Genomic DNA, 17,860 nt, shown 5'->3' on the forward strand with positions numbered 1-17,860 from the left:
ATCCATCGGTTTTTTTTGTCATCCCGAGCCCTGCCGAGGGATCCCTTTAATTTTTAATTGATTGAGATGTCAAGTACTAAGGAAATACAAAGACGAATAAAATCCATCGGCAATACCAAGAAGATTACTAAGGCGATGGAAATGGTCTCGGCCGCCAAGATGAGGAAAACCATCGAGGCTGTTTTGAAGACGCGGTCATACGCCAATTTGAGCTGGATGACGGTTTTGAATATCGCTTCTTCGGTGCATGCCGGAAAATATCTGCATCCGCTTTTAGCGCAAAGAAAAGAAATCAAGCGCGAAGCAATTGTCTTAATTACTTCCAACCGTGGTTTGTGCGGCAGTTTCAATTCAGCCGTGATCGCCAAGGCAGTCAATTCTGTTAAAAAACATCACACTGATGACAAAAAATTGACAGAAAATTTGTCTGAAAAAGTTGAACGGCCGGTTGATTTCATTTTATTGGGCAAAAAAGGAATTTCCGTAAAATCCCGATACAATTATAATATTGCCGCCGAATTCGTGAAGGAAGATGTGGCTTACCAGGCCAAGGAAGTCGTGCCGGTGGCCAAGATGATCATCAATGATTTTCTTTCTGGAAAATATGATAAAGTGATGGTGGCTTACACCGATTTTGTCAGCCCATCCAAGCAGATTCCCCGCGTCAAACAGATTCTGCCGATCGATTTGGAAGCCAAGGATCATCATTTGGGAATTGTCGGCCGTAATCCGCAAGTCGGTTTAGATGCTGAATTTATCAAAGCCAAGGAAGAAAAATATCTGCATGACGAGAAGCATGAATCCTATGTTTTCACCTACGAACCTTCCGCCGAAGAAGTTTTGAATGAAATCCTGCCCCGTTTGATCGAAGTCCAGCTGTTCCAGGCTTTGTTGGAATCCAACGCCTCTGATCATTCCGCCCGCATGGCCGCGATGCATAAAGCCACTGATGCCGCTAAAGATCTGGTCGCCGAGCTTACCTTATATTATAACAAGGCTAGGCAGGCGGCGATCACCAGGGAAATTTCGGAGATCAGCGCGGGAGTAAGCGCGATGAATGGATAAAATTAGTTGATTAGTTAATTAGGTACTTAGTTGTATTATGGATAGACTGCAGTTCATTAAAATATTTTCGAAATATAATTTTTTTGTCATCCTGAACGGAGCTCCGCCAGCTGGCGGAGCGGAGTGAAGGATCTATTGCGCAGGAAACTCGTATTGCGACGATAAAAATTTTTGTTGAAGATGTTCGCATTTCGTGCAAAATAGATCCTTCGCCAGGGGCTCAGGATGACAAAAACGGGGAATGACAGAACGAAAAGGGATGGCAAAATAAAAAAGGGGGATCGCTAAAAATTGATCCCCCTCGAAAAGTTTTATAAGCTGTAAAATTATTTACCAATAAACCACATTATAACCACTTTGAAGAAAGGCACGTTTTCCCGATTTACTCATTGCCTCCCTACCGTTATGAGAATGCAAACGATGGCATTGGCTACATTCATAGTAGTAGGGAGTATCCGGTTTTTTTTCTGTTTCAGTAAGTTCTTCGGCGGGAACTCTACATTGTTTTTCACCTATTTTTACTATTCCTCTGCAGGTTTCTTCACAGCAACGAAATGCATCCTCTAACATGTCACATTTTTCCATTTAAAACCCCTTTCACTAGTAGTTGTCAAAAAAGTACGTGAAAATATTTCAATTTAAAATATCATATCATATTTAATAAAAAATGTCAATATAATTAAAATTTATCAAAATATATGACTGAAGCGAAAAAACAAACTGGAAAAATTAAGCAGATAATCGGAGCCGTGGTGGACGTCGTTTTTGACGATAAACTTCCGGAAATTTTCAATGCCTTGGAAGTTGTTAAGGCCGATGGCGAAAAATTGATTCTCGAAGTGCAACAGCACACCGGTTTTAATGTTGTCCGCTGTATCGCCATGGGTTCGACTGATGGCTTGAAAAGAGGGGACACGGTTACCGATACCGGCGAGGGCATCCAGGTTCCGGTCGGCAAGGAAACTTTGGGCCGCATCTTCAATGTTTTGGGCGATGCCGTCGATGGTCAGCCGACTCCGAAGACTGCCAAGAAATACAATATCCACCGCAAGGCTCCGGAATTCACCGAGCAGTCCACCAAGACGGAAATTTTGGAAACCGGCATTAAGGTTATCGATTTGATCTGCCCGATCGCCAAGGGCGGTAAAGTCGGTTTGTTCGGCGGCGCCGGCGTGGGAAAAACTGTTGTCATCCAGGAGCTGATCAATAATATCGCCAAAGCTCACGGCGGCTATTCGGTTTTTGCCGGAGTCGGCGAACGCACTCGCGAAGGCAATGACTTGTATCATGAAATGAAAGACGCGGGCGTGTTGGATAAATTGGCGATGGTCTTTGGTCAGATGAATGAAGCGCCGGGCAACCGCGCGCGCATCGCGCTGGCCGGTTTGTCGCTCGCCGAATATTTCCGTGATGAAATGAATCAGGACGTTTTGTTCTTTGTTGATAATATTTTTAGATTTACGCAAGCCGGTTCCGAAGTTTCCACTTTGCTTGGCCGTTTGCCTTCTGCCGTAGGTTATCAGCCGACGCTCGCCACTGAAATGGGTGAACTCCAGGAAAGAATCACTTCTACTAATAAGGGTTCAATCACTTCCATCCAGGCCGTATATGTACCGGCTGACGATTTGACCGATCCGGCGCCGGCCACGACTTTCGCGCACTTGAATTCCACCGTCGTCTTGTCCCGCGGTCTGACCGAATTGGGAATTTATCCGGCCGTTGATCCCCTGGATTCTTCTTCGATAATTTTGGATCCGATCATCGTCGGCGAAGAGCATTATCAGGTCGCCCGCGGCGTGCAGAAAGTTTTGCAGCGCTATAAGGATTTGCAGGATATCATCGCCATCTTGGGCATGGAAGAATTGTCAGATGAAGACAAGCAGACCGTCACCCGCGCCCGCAAGATCCAGAAATTCTTGTCCCAGCCGTTCCAAGTCGCCGAAGCTTTCACCGGCCGTCCGGGAAAATTCGTCAAGCTCGCCGATACCGTCAAAGCCTTTGGTGAAATCTTGGCCGGCAAGCATGATGATAAAAGCGAGGATGAATTCTATATGGTGGGAGGGATTGAGGAAGTGGGAAAGAAGTAAGAAGTTAGAAGTATGAAGTTAGAAAATTTTCCTCCATTTTTGTCATCCTGAGCGCCGCGCGAAGGATCTATTATCGAAAGACACGGCTACTTGCAATTAAGAATTAGAAAGATAAAGTTTTCGATAAAAAATTTGGTTGAGGAAAATTCAATTTTGTACAAAATAGATCCTTCGTCAGGGACTCAGGATGACAAAAAATTGATAAAATTTATAAATTGAAGCATTATTTCAAAATTGAAAATTTAAAATTGAAAATTAAATTAGTATGGATAAGATAATCAAATTTGAAATCGTCACTCCGGAAAAAACCGTCTTAAAGGAGGACGTGGTTGAAGTGACCGTGCCGACCGAGGAAGGGGAAGTGACGATTCTGCCGCACCACGCGCCGCTGGTGGCGACGCTTAAGCCCGGAGTTTTGGTTTTGAAAAAATCGGATGGCGGGACCGACGTGGCGTTTATCGCCGGCGGATTTTTAGAGGTGTTAAGAAATAAAGTCGTGGTTTTAGCCGATACGGCCGAGCGCGCCGAAGAGATCGATCTGGCCAAAGTGGAGGAGGCGAGAGTTCGGGCGGAAAAAGCCATGAAGGAAACGCGGCATGAAGACGCCGAAGAATTCGCCCGCATCGCCGCCCAATTGGAGCACGAACTGGCCAAGACCCGGGCGGTCAACCGCTGGCGCAACATTAAAAAGTATTAAAATGCTTGACGCGAATAAATTCGACAAATTTTACCGCTCGCCCGCCGGGGAAAAAATGGCAGGCGAGGAGCTTTTGCCGGTGATCGGGCGATATCGATCAGCGGGTAATTTGAAAATTCTGGAAGTCGGCTGCGGCTATGGCCGCAATATTGCCGCCTTGTCGGGAATAAAAGATTCCGAGTATTCCGGGTGCGATATTTCCGCGGCGGATTTGGAGCAGGCGAAAAAGCGCGCGGAAGAATTGGGCAGAAATAATATCGAATTATTTTTGCAGCCGGATAAAAATAAATTGCCTTTTGCCGCTAATCAATTTGATCTCGCGGTGCTTTGGCAAGTTTTGGAACATGTCCCGACTCGCGCGGAAAAAAAATCCCTGCTTGCCGAAGTTTCTCGCGTGGTGAAAAACAACGGTTTGGTTTTGGTGGAAACGCCGAATTTTTTCTTTCCCGTCGATTATCACGATACCAATTTGCCGCTGGCCAATTATTTTCCCGCCTCCTGGAGAGCCTGGCTGATCAGGCGGATCAGAAAGCAAAATTTCCCCCCGTCTTTTTATACCGACGTTTTGGAAATAAAGAAATTTTTGGCTTCAGCGGGCGATGTCATAGCCGTAAAAAAAGCGAGCAAGATTTTTTTTGAAAAAAGTTATTCCGATATTTTTAAACATTTAGGCGGCACGCGGCAGGGGAATAAAAAGGCTTTTTTTGTTTTATATTTTCCGCTCTATTGCCTGCTTCGCGCGCTTAAAATCGACGGCGATCTGTTCACTCCTTCGGTCCGGGCAGTCTTCCGCGTGGAGAAGAAATAATCCCTTGAACAAGAAATAGCATTTAATAAATTTGCGGTAATCTTGACTAATATTAGTTAAGATTTTTTTGTTGTTTGATAATTCAGCCTTGATAAAATGAACTAATATTGACAAAAAAATGATAATGTGCTACTATGGTTGGTTAATTTACGTTTTCATCATTAGCCAGAAAAAGATGAAAAAAATTCGGAAACTTTTTAGAGAAAAAAGTTTTTAACCTTATTCTATGAATATCCATCAGTTTTTTAATTTGATCGGCAATAAGAGACAAACCATTGTTTCCCTGCTTATCATTTTTTTGGCCATCGCCATAATTTTTACGGCCGTTCAGCCGTTCAAATACGATTCCAACATGAAGCTCCTGACCATCATCAGCTTCAAGCAGGATATCGATCCCTATACGGCTTCCCGCTCCAATGAATACTTGAGCAATCTTTTGGCGAACATCGTTTCTTCCGGATCTTTTTTTGAAAAAATAAAGTCGTCCGGTTTTAAGGTTGACAATAATTATTTTCAGGGCAGCGAAAAACAACAGATAAAAAAATGGACCAAGACCGTCAAGGCGAAAAGCGTCGCCGACACCGGGATTATTTCCATCGACGTTTTCCATACTGATCGCGCGCAAGCGGAAGAGATCGCCAAGGCGGTGGCTTACACTTTGCAAACCACTAATTCGCAGTATCACGGTTTTGGCGACGGCGTCACCATCAAGATCATCGATCAGCCGATCACTTCCAATTATCCGGTTCAGCCGAATCTGCTTTTGAACCTGGGCTTGGCCGTGGCTTTTGCTTTGATCTTTTCTCTTTGCTATGTTTATTTGTTTCCGGAGGAAAAATATAATTTGCGCCTTTGGCCGAACAAAGCGAGGAATGTCGACGTTTCTTTTGACGGCGGCCAGGTGATCGAATCTCCCAATGTTTTTGCTCCGGTGATTGCGCCCGCCTTCGCCGAGGCTACGGCGGACAAGGAGGATGCGGATACCGAATCAGCCGAATATCAAGAACAAGATTTTACCAATGGTTATAATCCTTCCGATTATCAGGCCAACGGCAACATGAATAATATCTTGAAAAAATAATAATTCGGATGTGCCCCTTTTCGTAGCGGGGCTCCGCCCCTGGCGGATTACATAAAATTCGGATGTGCCCCTTTTCGTAGCGGGGCTCCGCCCCTGGCGGATTACATATTTTTGGATTGTCTAATCCGGGAGCTTGAACTAAAAAACTCCCGGGATAGAAAATCTAAATGATTTTCAATCAGGAAAGAACATTCACAATTATCCATGCTCTAGTTAGAGCAGAGAGGAGAAAATTATGGAAAGGTATAAAAGCTTTTCCGCGGTTCTATTTTTGGTGGCGGTGTTTTTCACTGCCAGCGGACAGTGCCCCGACCAGGCTTATATGCCGGGGATGCCGGTTACTATGGGTCCGGGAGGATCCATTTGCGAACAGGCCGCAGCGGCGGATATCGATTGCGCGGTGTTCACTAAGTGTCTGGAGAAATTCCAGCACCTCAAGGTTGACCCGCTGCAGGTTAGCGCCGTTACGCTCAAATTCTATGTTCCCAAGCAAACGGAACAGGATATCGTCAAGAGGGAACTGGGAATGGCCGAGCCAAGGGCAGAGCCGAAAGCGAAGCCGAAACAATCGGCCAAACCGCCGGTTTCCCGGAAGTGGACAAGGAAGTGCGCTTCCGTAAAAGATCATGACAAGTATCTTATGGAAACCTACTTCTTGCGGCACGGAGAGAATATTTTTACCGTCGCCAAGAGGTACAACAAGAATCCCCAAGTTTTGGCTTGGTTCAATTGTTTTTCCAACCCGGAGAGTTTGCGGGAAGGACAGTTAGTTGAAATTCCTGATACTAACTTCCGTTTTTGGATCAATGAAGATGCCGCGCCTTACGGATCTCGTCCGCTGGAAGATGCTTTGGCGGATTGTGATTTTGACGATTCGGTCAAAACTCGCATGTTAGTTCTTATGAACAACAATGCCTATGAGGACGGGTATATTCAAGGCGGGCAGGTCTTAAAGACGATGGCTTCGGCGCCGCTTAATGTCAATGGAAAAAGGAGAGTCCACACCGAAAGGAATGTGGTGGTCTGTTTTGAAAACGGTGTCGCAAATCATGGGCGGCTGTTGAAGGTTGGCCGGGGTGACAGTTTGGATATCGGGGCAGTCCCTGATGTCTGTTACAACTTTTCAACCTGGACCGAACTTGCACCTCCGCCGAAACTTCCGCCAAAAATGGAAAAACCTCCGCTTGATTCAACCCCTACCCCGCCTCCGCCCGAGCCTCCGGCTGAAGCGCCGCCCAGTCATGGTGTTATGCCCCCCACTATTAAGGAAAGCCCGGTTTTTAACCGAGATGAGCTGTTCTTATATGGAGGGACATATTTTCCCGTGCCCTATTTGGGCGACGTGCATAATTATTTTGGAGGCAGACTGGCGTTATTTTTCCCGACGGCAAGAGGCGCGATATTCGCTTGGGGGCCCAATCTTGGCTTTAACAGCTGGAGAGGGGTCGGACCAAGGGATACTGTGCCGCAATACCATTACGTCGGAATTCGTCCTTGCGGTGGTTTATCTCTCGATTGGCTGACCGAAACGAGCCGGTCTACGATCTATTTGGACTACGCAGTCCAGATCGATTGGGGATGGGATAGAAATATTCCGTCTCTGAGATATCACGAGCGGCAGATTACCCAGCTCGCTAATCCCAGTTTTGCTTGGATTTGCGCGCTTGATTCCTACTGGACCAGATGGATAGGACTGTGGGTCGATGGAGCTTTTGACCTTGGTAATGTTGATCATGTCTTTCATCACAAAACCAGTGATGTTGGCGGTGTCAGCCTGCTAAAAAGTCAAGCGGTGCTTCATAACAAATCAGCGGTTGATCTGGGATTCTATGTTTTTTACTGGGATATTTCCACGGCCAGAACTTCCTTAGTTCTTGGTTCGGGCGTCAAAGGCCTGCATTTGTGGGAGGACAACCGGTATGAAGCGGAGATTGATCAGTTGCTGGACATCAATCATTGGCTCCAATTCGGAATTGGCTATAAGTACACGGCTAATTCCAGTCTTCGTCTGATGAACGGCCCTTCCTTTGTCGGGTATTTCAATCTTTCCGTCCTGGATATCGGCAAGTATAAGAAGCCGGATTCAGGCTGGTAAGTCGATTGGTTTGAAAATTTTTTTCACAAAAATCACTTTTTCCAGGAGGTAGTATGAAGTTCAGTATTTCCGCAGTCGTCGCGATGATCGCGATGTTGGCCGTTTCCGCCATGGCTTTCACCCCGCCCAATAACGACGAGGTCGGAATCACCACGGACGGAATTATTTTCGTCAAAGCGCTGAGGATAACCCAGCTGAAACCGCAGGTCAATCCGCCCGGCGTTATGTGCGAGCTGATGAAGGATGCCAATCACCATTGGATCACCGGTCTAAAAACCAAGCGTGATGGCAACTACTTCATCTACGAAACCGGATTTACCGTACCAGCAGGGAAAGAAGTCCAGTTCTGCTTCTATCTCGGGGTCAATTTCTGGATGCCCGACTGTTATTATGAAGGGACGTATGCGTCCTTTGGCGCGGAGTATATTTCCGATTGGAAGGAAAATGCTCCTCCAAACGGTCCCGACGGCGGCGGACATAATTTCCGATACTCCGCGGTTCAGGCGAAGTAAGTAGCGAAGTAAGTAGTCAAGAAGGGGGTGCGAAGAGCAAAGCTTTTCGCACCCCCCAATTTTTTCCTACAAATGCTGCGAAAAAGACATCTGAATATTTTCAGCGAATACAATTAAGTCCAAAGATAATTTGGCTTTAATCCTGTTCACTGATTTCCACTTTTACAAGGAGAAAAATCATGAAATTGCTCGCTCTTTTTTTAATCATCATCGCCTTTCCCGTCTTTTCCCGCCCTCACGACACTATCGAGGTTAAACTTTCCACGCTTGAAAAAGCAAGCAAGGCGGGAATAACCATCTTTAGTTTTAAGTCAGGCGAATGTATCAAGATCATCAGGGATAGTGCTGCCGATGTGGCCGGTAATGATGTTTGGGGATTGGACGAAAAAGAAAAGATTGGCAAACAAGCAAGTTGTTTGCCCGCAAGGTTCACTCACGGATTTACCCCCCAGGGCGATTATTCTCTTGCCAAAGAATCGGTTGAACCGGGAGTGATTCCGGAAGTATCTTTTTCCCCATCCTGGGAAAGGCATAAAATGGTCGATGAGGGCCAATATTATGTCTTTCACTCCGGCGAAAAGATATTCGGCCGGCAAGCTTATCGCTTCTTTATCCGGGGGAAGCAGCTGCCCCAGCCGTCGTCGGTAACCCAATGGGACGATGCGGTAATCGATGATGGCGGAAAATGTTTTTTCTACTCTTTGCCGCTACCGGCGGGATTAAGATAGAAAGATATTTTTTAGATCAGATTCGGGGGCTTTGTTGAGAAACAAGGCCTCTTTTTTTATCATAAGTCGCGTGATATCATATGAATATGGCCGAAAAAATTAAAATACAACCTAATGAAAATCGAGTTGCCTCCTGGCTGGTTTTGGCGTTTTTGGCGCTCTTATTCATCGCCGCCTGCCTGGCCGCGCCCAGCTATCCTTGGCTGCTGATCGTTTTTTTCGCCGCGGCGATTTTTTTACTGCTCGCCACCAAGATCGAATACGGCGTTTATTTAATGATTTTCTTTTTGCCGGCGATCAATTGGAATTTCACTTTTCATAGCTTAGTGATCCCGTTCGTCGATCTGCTTGGCCTCACTGTTTTCACCGCCTTTGTGCTGCGGACCGTTTATCGCCGGCTCTTCGACCGCGCCCGCTTCAGCTTGAGAATTCCGCTTTTTATCCCATTCATTTTATTTTTTGCCAGCATCACAATCTCAAATTTCCTCTCGGAATATATCAGCGGCAATATTTGGTATTCGATCCGCTGGATTTTGTTTTTTTATTTGGTTTACGTCACCTTGCCGGTTAACGTCATCAATAATGAAAGGATATTGAAAAATTCCCTGATCAGCTTTATGTTGTCCGGCTTGACCGTCGCTATGATGGGAGTCGTTTCGCTTTTCCAGCAGGATTGGCAATATACGCTGGTGCGGACTTTGCCGATTCAAATTTTCGGCATTTATCCTTTGGGCGATAATCATAATTTGGTCGGCGAAGTGCTGATCGTTTCCTTGTTTTTTACGCAGGCGCTTAAATATTGGTCGCGTTCGATCACGGCCACCCGGCTGTTGAATATTCTGATGATTTTTCAAACTTTGGTTCTACTGGGAACTTTTTCCCGCGCCGCCTGGGTCGCCTTGGGCGTCGGCGTCATTCTTTTTTTGATCTTCGCCCAGCGAGCGGCCCGCGGCCAGCTTTTAGTCATTATGGCTTTTTGCCTGATTTTGCTTTCGCCGTTTTCGCTGTATATGTATAAATTGCAGAGCAATTTTTCCATCGGCGGCACCTCGAACGAAAGCCGCCTGCTGATGACCGAGATCGCCTGGAATAATTTTACGCTCAAGCCGCTTTTCGGCTGGGGGACCGGGCAGTTTGAGAATATGATGGCCAATGACGTGCGTTTTATCGCTAACTATGGAGCGCCCCTGGATTCGCACGGAGTCTGGCAAAAAGTTTTGGCGGAGAACGGCGTATTCGGCGTCGTTACTTTTGCCGGAATTTTTCTTTCAATTGTTATTATTTTTTTCCGCTCGTTAAGAAAATATCGGGCGGAAACAGCATTGCTTTTGCCGATATTTTTGGGCGGCCTCTGCATGTTTTTGATCCAATTTTTTAATACCTCTTATTATAAGGGCAAGCTTTGGCTGCCGGTCGCGTTGGGATTGTGCGCGATCAATATTGTGAGGAAAAAATTTCGAGAGGCCAAGAAAAAATCGTAAGAACGCAATATTTCGCGTTCCGGCAATTTAAAAGCGCGCAAAATATTGCGCGCCTACGACAGTTTAATTTATGGATAATAAAATTAAAATTTTGCATATCGTCCCCAGCTTATTGCCGGGCGGAGCGGAAAAAATGGCGGTCGATTTGGCCAAATTCGCCGACCGCGGCCTTTTCAGCGTCGAAGTTCTTTGTTTGCGGGCCGGTGGAATTTGGGAAGAGGAATTGCGGCGGGCGCAAATTCCGTTCACGGTTATCGGCAGTCTCCGGCACCCGATAATTTTTGATTTTTTCAAGATCGTTGGTTTTATCCGTGCTTTTTCGCCCGACATCGTCCAGACCCATCTTTTTGGCGCGGATTTTTATGGCCGCTTAGCGGCGAAATTGGCTGGCGTCAAAAGAATTATTTCCACCGAACAGAATTTAAATTGGAATGAGAATTGGCTGAAAAAAATCGCCAAATACTGGACGGCCAAATTGGCGGTTAAAATAGTCGCGGCGTCAGGAGCGATAAAAAAATATTTAATTGATCAGGAAGGCGTCGAGGCAGGCAAGATCGAAGTGATTTATAATGGCGTGGAAATTGAAAAATTTTTAAATAATAGCCGCGCTTACGAAGCGACTTCGCCCGTTGTCGGCACGATCGGCCGCTTAACCCGCCAAAAAGGTTTTGATTATTTGCTGAAATCAGTGGCTAATATTCCAGAAATTGAAGTCTTGATTGCCGGAGAAGGGGAAGAGAGAGAATCTTTGCTTCAGGGAATCAAAGAACTTGGCTTGGAACGGCGAGTGAAGTTGGTCGGAGTGCGAAAAGATGTGGCTGGCTTTTTAAATTCGTTGGATATTTTTGTCCTGCCTTCGCGCTGGGAAGGATTTGGCATTGTTATTTTGGAAGCGGGCTTGTCCGGCTTGCCGGTTATCGCGAGCGGAGTTGACGGTATTTTAGAAATAATTTCCGACAACGAGGACGGCCTGTTATTTGCGCCGGGCAACAGCGAAGATCTGGCCGCTAAATTGAAAAAATTGCTCTCCGATCCGGCCGAGCGCGCCCGCTTGGGAAAAAATCTCCAGCGAAAAGTCGCGGATAAATTTGATATCAAGAAGACCGTCAAACAATACGAAGAGTTGTATCAGAAAATAATGAATTGATCCGTATGGGAAAACTTTGGGAAAAAATTAAAAAATTCGGAAAAGGAGCGTTGAAATATTTTCGCTTGACGATGGATTATCGCCAGGCTAAATTGCGGTATAATCATTTGTTTTTGAATATCACCAGCTATTGCAACTCTAATTGCGTTTATTGCGAAGTCAAGTGCCTGGATCACAAGAACGATCTGGAATTTGAGCGGCAAAAAAAATTGATCGCGGAGGCCAGGGAGCTGGGCGTCAAAGAAGTTTCCTTTTCCGGCGGCGAGCCGTTTGTCTATTATAAAGTCTGGGAATTGATCGATTATGTTTTAAGCCTGGGGATGGAGTTGAACATTATGTCCAACGGCCTGATGATCAATGATTTTACGCCGGAAAAAATTAATACTTTGAAAAAATTAAAGCGGATTTTCATTTCCCTGGAATCGGCCGATGCTAAAACGCATAATGAATTGCGAGGCGGCCGGGATTTTTTTGAGAAAACCATGGCCGGAGTCAAAAAGATGCTATCAGCCGGGGTTAAAGTCAGCTTTGCCTCGGTTTTGAGCAATAAAAATTATTCGGGTTTGGCGGATTTGATCAAATTAACCGAGGAATCAGGAGTGAATTCGGTTTTTTTCCAGCCCCTGCATGTCTGGTCCAATTATGACACGGTGGAAAACATCAAGGACAAGGAAAAATTGATTCCGGCGGAAGATGATTTTTCCGCTTTGCGGGAAAGCATCAGGCGCTCGATCAAGCTGGCCAAAAAATTGGGCGTGGACAATAATCTTCCCGCCTTGAAGCAATGGGTGGAAAAATATTATCTTTATCAGAAGGGGACGGATAAGCGGGGGAGATGGATCGATAATATTATGCCAAGCTATAAGTGCCTGGAAATTTTCACCAAGATCTTCATCGATTGCGACGGCGGAGTTTTGCCTTGCGCCATGCTCTCGCCCCAAGATAATTTGAACCATAAGAGTTTAAAGGATTCTTTGGTCAGTTTAGACGCCATCAAGCAAAGCATCGCCGCGGGAATTTTTCCCAAAGAATGCGATGAATGTTCCTGCCAGGTCGCTTCCAATTTTACCTTCAGTTTGCTGCTATCTCCGATCAAAAATATAAAAAACCTTTTTGTTTTTATCAAGGACAAGTTTTAATTTCCGCGTAGGAACGCAATATTTTGCGTTCCAAAAATAATTTAGCCAATCTGCGGAAAGAACGCAAAATATTGCGTTCCTACAAAATAAATTTATGCAAACTCCGGCAGAAGTATTTTTAATCGAACAAATCATTATTTTTTTGAAGAATATCCCGATCGCCTCCCGGCCGGCCAAGATCATCAATCTTGGCGCGGGCAAGAGTTTCGTGATCGAAGACAGCGTGGCCGCGGCTGACCCTGATTTTACGGTTGATCGCACCGATGTTTACGAGTGCCGGATGGATAATCCGCGGGCTCGAACGCGTTTTGTCTGCTCGGCCGACAAAATGCCCGAAGTGCCGACCGAGAATTATGATCTGGGTTTTTCCAATTATGTTTTGGAGCACGTGGCGAACCTGCCGGACGCGGCCAAAGAAATCTACCGCGTCATCAAACCGGGCGGGATTTTCGCGGTTTCCACGCCCAATCCGCAAGCGCCGGAATTTTTCATTTCCCGCCATACGCCGCTTTTCTTCCATCAGCTGATCAAGGGCAAGGGAAAATTCGCCGAAGCCTATGAAACTTTTTACGCTTACAAAAATATCGGCGAATTGATCAAGATTTTTATTGCCGCCGGCTTTAAAGCCAAAGAAGTTAAATTTTATCCTTTCACTATCGGTTATCTGTTCCGTTTTCCGATCATCAGCATTATCAGCCGCCTTTACGATAAATTAATTTCACTGCTTGGCGCCAAGCCGCTGATGGGTCAAGTCGGAATTGTTTTTGAAAAACGATCAAGACCTGATCAGGGGTTTGATCGTTCCGAGCCGTGAGGCGAGGAAGCTGTTTTAAATAGGCAAATTTTAAATTATGAAAAATCCCATCGAGCGCTATTATCACTTTTTACTTTAAGTTTATGAAAATATTACTTATCAACAATTATCATTATTCACGGGACGGAGTGACCAGGGCTTATTTTGATCTGGCTGAAATTTTAACCGCCCGGGGGCATGAAGTCGCCTTTTTTTCCGCCCATAGCGCCAAGGAAACTCCGACCAAGTGGTCGAAATATTTTGCTTCTCCCACTGATTTCGAAGAAAAAATCGGCGGATTGGCCAAAATCAAATTGATTGCCAAGGGTTTTTATAATTTTGAGGCGAAAAATAAATTAGCCGAGCTCTTAAAGGATTTTCAGCCCGATGTCGCTCATTTGCACAATATTTATCATCATCTTTCTCCTTCGATAATCGGCGTCTTGAAAAAAAATAAAATTCCGCTGGTAATGACCTTGCATGATTACGCGCTGGTCAGCCCGAATTACAATTTGTTCGCGCGGGGAAAAATTTGGGAAGGCGCTAAGGGCGGAAAATTTTGGCGCTGTCTGGCCGACCGCTGCGTCAAAGGCTCTTATTGGCGAAGTTTTTTGGCGATGATCGAGTCTTATTTTTATCAAGGGCTGGGAAGTTATCGGAAAATAGATTTATTCATTTCGCCCAGCCGTTTTTTGATCGATAAATTCAAAGAATTCGGATTTAAATCAGAAATCATTTATCTCCCCAATCCTTTTTTGCTGACGGATGAGGCCGCGTCCGCCAATCGGGCGGAAAAAGAAAAATATTTCCTTTATTACGGGCGCTTAAGCGCCGAGAAGGGGATAGCTGATTTGCTGCGCGCTTATGCCAAACTGGAAACAGATATTAAATTAAGGATCGTCGGCGCCGGACCGCAAGAAGCTGATCTGAAAAAAATCGTCGCCGAAGAAAAAATCAGCGGCGTGGATTTTTCGGGCTACAAGATCGGCGCGGAACTTTGGCGGCAAGTCGCCGGCGCCGAAGCGATTGTTGTCCCGTCGCGCTGGTATGAGAACGCGCCGTACAGCGTGATCGAGCCGATGGGGTTGGGCAAAATAGTAATAGCCGCCAATCTCGGCGGCCTGGCCGAATTGATCAGCGATGGCCGAAGCGGTTTTCTTTTTGCCGCCGGCGACATTGAGGATTTGAAAACCAAATTGAATTTTATTTTATCTCATCCGGAATTGAAAGATTCGATCGGCGCGGCGGCGATCGCGGCCGTAAAAGACAAAAATGATCCGGAAAAATTCTATCAAGCCTTGCTTAAAATCTACGAGCGGGCGCCTAAAGTGTAATTTTTAGGATTTTTTGCCGTTTAAATTAAGGGTTGCTTATCAGAAACGGGGTCAAGGAAGAAACTTAAAAATATTGATAAATTTGGCTAACCAAGGCCATTTTTTTGTTAGAGCGGTTAAGGGGTGAAAAAGTATTGACATTTAGTATTAATTATGCTACTATCAGATGATTGTCTTATGATTATTTATTATAACTTATTATAACTTTTTAAATTTATACTAACTATGAAAAAAGTCCTAATTATCGCTGTTTTGTTCGCCGTCTTGGGTGCTTCGCTTTTGATGCAGCCGACCGAGAGCAAAACCAAAGCTTATTACTCCGGCAAGGCTGTGGGTTATAACGGAACGTTTTATGTCGGCACCGTCAACACCGGCAATTTTGAGCTGTTCGCTTTGGGAAACGGCCAGCTTAATAAAGTGACCACTATCCAATCTCTCGACGCGAACTACAAGGAGTTCGGCGATCTGCTTTTTGATAAAGCTGACGGCCGCCTTTATGTTTATTTGGTGAATGGCCGCTATTTAATCAAGTACGACATCACTGATCCGGAAATCCCCGCGCTCTTATTGAAGGTCAAGGATAATTCCTGGGACTGGTTCGCGCGCGTGGAAAAGGTTAACGGCAATATCGTTACCATCGGCAGCAAGGGCACCAAGGTCTGGAACAAGGATATGCAAGTGATCGATTCCTACGCCATGGTCAACAATATGTCGTTGGGCTATTCCCAATTCGTCGACAACGGCAAATTGATGGTGAGCATGAAAGACAAATTGAATGTCTATAGCACGGCTTCCCGGCAAAAAGTTTCCGAATACACCATTGCCACCAATGATGCCAACACCGGCCGGGCGATCACCAGCGATGAGAATTTGATTTATTTGGTTGACGATCAATCTTTGAAAGCGGTTGATTTCGACGGCAACGTGATAAAGCAATTCACCCATGCCGGCGTGACCGGATACGACGTCATCGATTCCACCGATCCGAATTATCTTTATTTCTCCGACGGTGTCGGCATCGTCAAGGTTGACAAGGAAACTTTCCAGCCGGTTAAATGGGATTGGACCACGAACTCCGGTCCGTCCGGAAGCTGGGCGATGGGCATCAGTTCCGCCAATGACGCTAACGGCGAAAAAATCGCGATCTTCAACGGTTCGAATATCATGGTCCTTGACCAAAATATGAATACGGTCGCCACTTATCTGGCGGTGGAAAAAGACACCCGCCCGACGCAACCGTTAAGCTTGGGCATTGATAAGAATTTTGGCGCGGAAGGATCCCAGGTTGCCGTTCATGGCACCGGTTTCGGTCTGAATGAAACTTTGAAAATTGAAATCAATAAGATCAAAGTCGCCGAAGTCCAAGCTGATGAGTATGGCAATTTTATTGCCACGATCACGGTCCCGGCGGTGGAACACAACCCGCTTAATACCGATATCAAGGTCACCGGACTTAGTTCCAAGCTTACTTACTCTACGACCTTCAGGATTGAATAATAATTTATTCGAACTCTTATATGCCTTTCATCTTTAGTAAAAGGTGGAAGGTAATAAGAAGTTGAAAATATAATCCGAACCTACGAAATACCCGAATACTACAAACAGCCACATAACGAAAGCGCTGATTAAGAGTGTTCGGGAAAAAAATGTTCGTAGTATTCGTGTCTAATTCGTAGTATTCGTATTATATACCCAAAATTATTTATGAAGATTGCAATCATTGGACAAAAAGGTATCCCGAGCATTTCGGGAGGAGTGGAAAAACACGTGGAAGATTTATCAATCCGCCTGGTTAAGGCCGGCCATGAAGTTTTCGTTTACACCCGTCCGAATTATACCGATAAGAATCTGCAGGAATATCAAGGCGTCAAGTTGATTTCCTTGCCTTCCGTCGCCACCAAACATTTGGACGCGATCACTCACACCTTTCGCGCCTGTTTGGACGTGGCCAAACGCGACGTGGACGTCATCCATTTCCATTCCATCGGGCCGTCTTCGCTGATCTGGCTGGTAAAAATGTTGAAGCCGGGCGTGCCGGTCGTCGCCACTTTTCATTCCCAATGCTACAAGCATCAGAAATGGGGGATCTTTGCCAAGGCTTATTTGAAATTCGGCGAATTCATCGCTTGCCGCCTGGCTGATAGAACCATCACGGTTTCCAAGAATCTCAAGGAATACACCATCAAGAAATATGGCCGCGTTCCCGAATACATTCCCAACGGCGTCGAGGCCGGCAAAAAAACGGCCGCCCACGATATCAAATATTTCGGCTTGAAGAAAGACAATTATATTTTGGCTTTGGGCCGCATCATTAAGCACAAGGGTTTGCAATATTTAATTAAAGCGTTCAAGAACGTGAAGACCGATAAAAAATTGGTGATCGTCGGCGGCAGCGCCCATACCGATAAGTTCGTCAAAGAGCTTAAGGATTTGGCGCGCGGCGACAAGCGCATCATTTTTACCGGTCCGCAGCATGGGCCGATCGTTCCGGAATTGTTTGCCAACGCCTATCTTTTCGTCCAACCGTCCGAATCGGAAGGTTTGTCGATCGCGCTGCTGGAAGCGATGGCGCACGGCACTGCCACGCTGGTTTCGGATATTCCGGAAAATCGCGAAGCGATCTCTTATACCGGCTATACTTTCAAGAGCAAGAACGTCGCTGATCTGATGGGCAAGCTGAACGGCCTGTTGCGCAATCCCGAGATTGTCCGCGAGATGGGCGAGATGCAGAGAAAAAGGGCCGCCAGCGAATACAATTGGGAAAAAGTTTCTGATAAAGTCCAGAATGTTTATCGTTCCGTGGCTTTTCCGCAAAAGGCGGCGGGCAAATCCGCTCAAGGCGTGCGCAAATTGAAATTCGCGCAGAGGTTTTTGAATTTATTCTTTTAAGTTT

Annotated in this window: 16 protein-coding genes; 15 read left to right on the forward strand and 1 reads right to left on the reverse strand. The window is 45.8% G+C overall.

Annotated features, from left to right (window positions below):
• Positions 1-66 precede the first annotated feature (66 nt).
• Entirely contained in the window at positions 67-1,065 is a 999-nt protein-coding gene (gene atpG, locus PHE24_04890; protein MDD4902441.1) for an ATP synthase F1 subunit gamma, read from the forward strand.
• A gap of 330 nt (positions 1,066-1,395) precedes the next feature.
• Here atpG and PHE24_04895 read toward each other — a convergent pair whose 3' ends face one another.
• Positions 1,396-1,650: a hypothetical protein gene (locus PHE24_04895; protein ID MDD4902442.1), complete on the reverse strand. Its 255-nt coding sequence runs from the start codon at positions 1,648-1,650 to the stop codon at positions 1,396-1,398.
• A gap of 113 nt (positions 1,651-1,763) precedes the next feature.
• Between PHE24_04895 and atpD the strand changes: the two genes are divergently transcribed.
• The 14 genes from atpD to PHE24_04965 all read left to right on the forward strand — a co-directional run bounded on the left by atpD (position 1,764) and on the right by PHE24_04965 (position 17,856).
• Entirely contained in the window at positions 1,764-3,152 is a 1,389-nt protein-coding gene (gene atpD / locus PHE24_04900; protein MDD4902443.1) for a F0F1 ATP synthase subunit beta, read from the forward strand.
• A gap of 265 nt (positions 3,153-3,417) precedes the next feature.
• The gene (atpC, locus tag PHE24_04905) at positions 3,418-3,849 is read left to right on the forward strand and encodes an ATP synthase F1 subunit epsilon (protein MDD4902444.1); all 432 of its coding nucleotides are present in this window, start codon (positions 3,418-3,420) and stop codon (positions 3,847-3,849) included.
• A 1-nt stretch (position 3,850) separates the two neighbouring features.
• Complete coding sequence (locus PHE24_04910) at positions 3,851-4,657, forward strand: class I SAM-dependent methyltransferase (GenBank protein ID MDD4902445.1); 807 nt, start codon at positions 3,851-3,853, stop codon at positions 4,655-4,657.
• A 226-nt stretch (positions 4,658-4,883) separates the two neighbouring features.
• Positions 4,884-5,738, forward strand: coding sequence for a hypothetical protein (locus PHE24_04915; protein MDD4902446.1), 855 nt, complete (start codon positions 4,884-4,886; stop codon positions 5,736-5,738).
• 235 nt (positions 5,739-5,973) lie between these two features.
• Positions 5,974-7,833 (forward strand): hypothetical protein, encoded by a 1,860-nt coding sequence (locus tag PHE24_04920; GenBank protein ID MDD4902447.1) that lies wholly within the window; start codon positions 5,974-5,976, stop codon positions 7,831-7,833.
• Between the two features lie 53 nt (positions 7,834-7,886).
• A complete protein-coding gene (locus PHE24_04925; protein ID MDD4902448.1) occupies positions 7,887-8,345 on the forward strand; it encodes a hypothetical protein in 459 nt (152 codons plus the stop codon).
• A gap of 179 nt (positions 8,346-8,524) precedes the next feature.
• Positions 8,525-9,073, forward strand: coding sequence for a hypothetical protein (locus PHE24_04930; protein ID MDD4902449.1), 549 nt, complete (start codon positions 8,525-8,527; stop codon positions 9,071-9,073).
• Positions 9,074-9,153: 80 nt separating this feature from the next.
• On the forward strand, positions 9,154-10,554 hold the full coding sequence (locus tag PHE24_04935) for an O-antigen ligase family protein (protein MDD4902450.1): 1,401 nt from the start codon (positions 9,154-9,156) through the stop codon (positions 10,552-10,554).
• 70 nt (positions 10,555-10,624) lie between these two features.
• Positions 10,625-11,701 carry a glycosyltransferase gene (locus PHE24_04940; GenBank protein ID MDD4902451.1) on the forward strand — a complete coding sequence of 359 codons (1,077 nt, stop codon included), beginning with the start codon at positions 10,625-10,627 and terminating at the stop codon, positions 11,699-11,701.
• A 5-nt stretch (positions 11,702-11,706) separates the two neighbouring features.
• Complete coding sequence (locus PHE24_04945) at positions 11,707-12,840, forward strand: radical SAM protein (GenBank protein ID MDD4902452.1); 1,134 nt, start codon at positions 11,707-11,709, stop codon at positions 12,838-12,840.
• Between the two features lie 94 nt (positions 12,841-12,934).
• The gene (locus tag PHE24_04950) at positions 12,935-13,654 is read left to right on the forward strand and encodes a methyltransferase domain-containing protein (GenBank protein ID MDD4902453.1); all 720 of its coding nucleotides are present in this window, start codon (positions 12,935-12,937) and stop codon (positions 13,652-13,654) included.
• Between the two features lie 83 nt (positions 13,655-13,737).
• Positions 13,738-14,967, forward strand: a complete 1,230-nt coding sequence (locus PHE24_04955) for a glycosyltransferase (protein MDD4902454.1) — start codon at positions 13,738-13,740, stop codon at positions 14,965-14,967.
• A 225-nt stretch (positions 14,968-15,192) separates the two neighbouring features.
• On the forward strand, positions 15,193-16,464 hold the full coding sequence (locus PHE24_04960) for a hypothetical protein (protein MDD4902455.1): 1,272 nt from the start codon (positions 15,193-15,195) through the stop codon (positions 16,462-16,464).
• 207 nt (positions 16,465-16,671) lie between these two features.
• Positions 16,672-17,856 carry a glycosyltransferase family 4 protein gene (locus PHE24_04965; GenBank protein ID MDD4902456.1) on the forward strand — a complete coding sequence of 395 codons (1,185 nt, stop codon included), beginning with the start codon at positions 16,672-16,674 and terminating at the stop codon, positions 17,854-17,856.
• Positions 17,857-17,860 lie beyond the last annotated feature (4 nt).

It is taken from the genome of Patescibacteria group bacterium (genome assembly GCA_028707065.1).
Lineage (GTDB): Bacteria > Patescibacteriota > Patescibacteriia > Patescibacteriales > WJLG01 > JAQTUZ01.

Coding starts and splice junctions, on each gene's coding strand:
- PHE24_04910 (MDD4902445.1), top strand. CDS start 3,851: ATGCTTGACGCGAATAAATTCGACAAATTTTACCGCTCGCCCGCCGGG.
- PHE24_04925 (MDD4902448.1), top strand. CDS start 7,887: ATGAAGTTCAGTATTTCCGCAGTCGTCGCGATGATCGCGATGTTGGCC.
- atpD (MDD4902443.1), top strand. CDS start 1,764: ATGACTGAAGCGAAAAAACAAACTGGAAAAATTAAGCAGATAATCGGA.
- PHE24_04895 (MDD4902442.1), bottom strand. CDS start 1,650: ATGGAAAAATGTGACATGTTAGAGGATGCATTTCGTTGCTGTGAAGAA.
- PHE24_04965 (MDD4902456.1), top strand. CDS start 16,672: ATGAAGATTGCAATCATTGGACAAAAAGGTATCCCGAGCATTTCGGGA.
- PHE24_04960 (MDD4902455.1), top strand. CDS start 15,193: ATGAAAAAAGTCCTAATTATCGCTGTTTTGTTCGCCGTCTTGGGTGCT.
- atpC (MDD4902444.1), top strand. CDS start 3,418: ATGGATAAGATAATCAAATTTGAAATCGTCACTCCGGAAAAAACCGTC.
- PHE24_04955 (MDD4902454.1), top strand. CDS start 13,738: ATGAAAATATTACTTATCAACAATTATCATTATTCACGGGACGGAGTG.
- PHE24_04930 (MDD4902449.1), top strand. CDS start 8,525: ATGAAATTGCTCGCTCTTTTTTTAATCATCATCGCCTTTCCCGTCTTT.
- PHE24_04945 (MDD4902452.1), top strand. CDS start 11,707: ATGGGAAAACTTTGGGAAAAAATTAAAAAATTCGGAAAAGGAGCGTTG.
- atpG (MDD4902441.1), top strand. CDS start 67: ATGTCAAGTACTAAGGAAATACAAAGACGAATAAAATCCATCGGCAAT.
- PHE24_04935 (MDD4902450.1), top strand. CDS start 9,154: ATGAATATGGCCGAAAAAATTAAAATACAACCTAATGAAAATCGAGTT.
- PHE24_04920 (MDD4902447.1), top strand. CDS start 5,974: ATGGAAAGGTATAAAAGCTTTTCCGCGGTTCTATTTTTGGTGGCGGTG.
- PHE24_04915 (MDD4902446.1), top strand. CDS start 4,884: ATGAATATCCATCAGTTTTTTAATTTGATCGGCAATAAGAGACAAACC.
- PHE24_04940 (MDD4902451.1), top strand. CDS start 10,625: ATGGATAATAAAATTAAAATTTTGCATATCGTCCCCAGCTTATTGCCG.
- PHE24_04950 (MDD4902453.1), top strand. CDS start 12,935: ATGCAAACTCCGGCAGAAGTATTTTTAATCGAACAAATCATTATTTTT.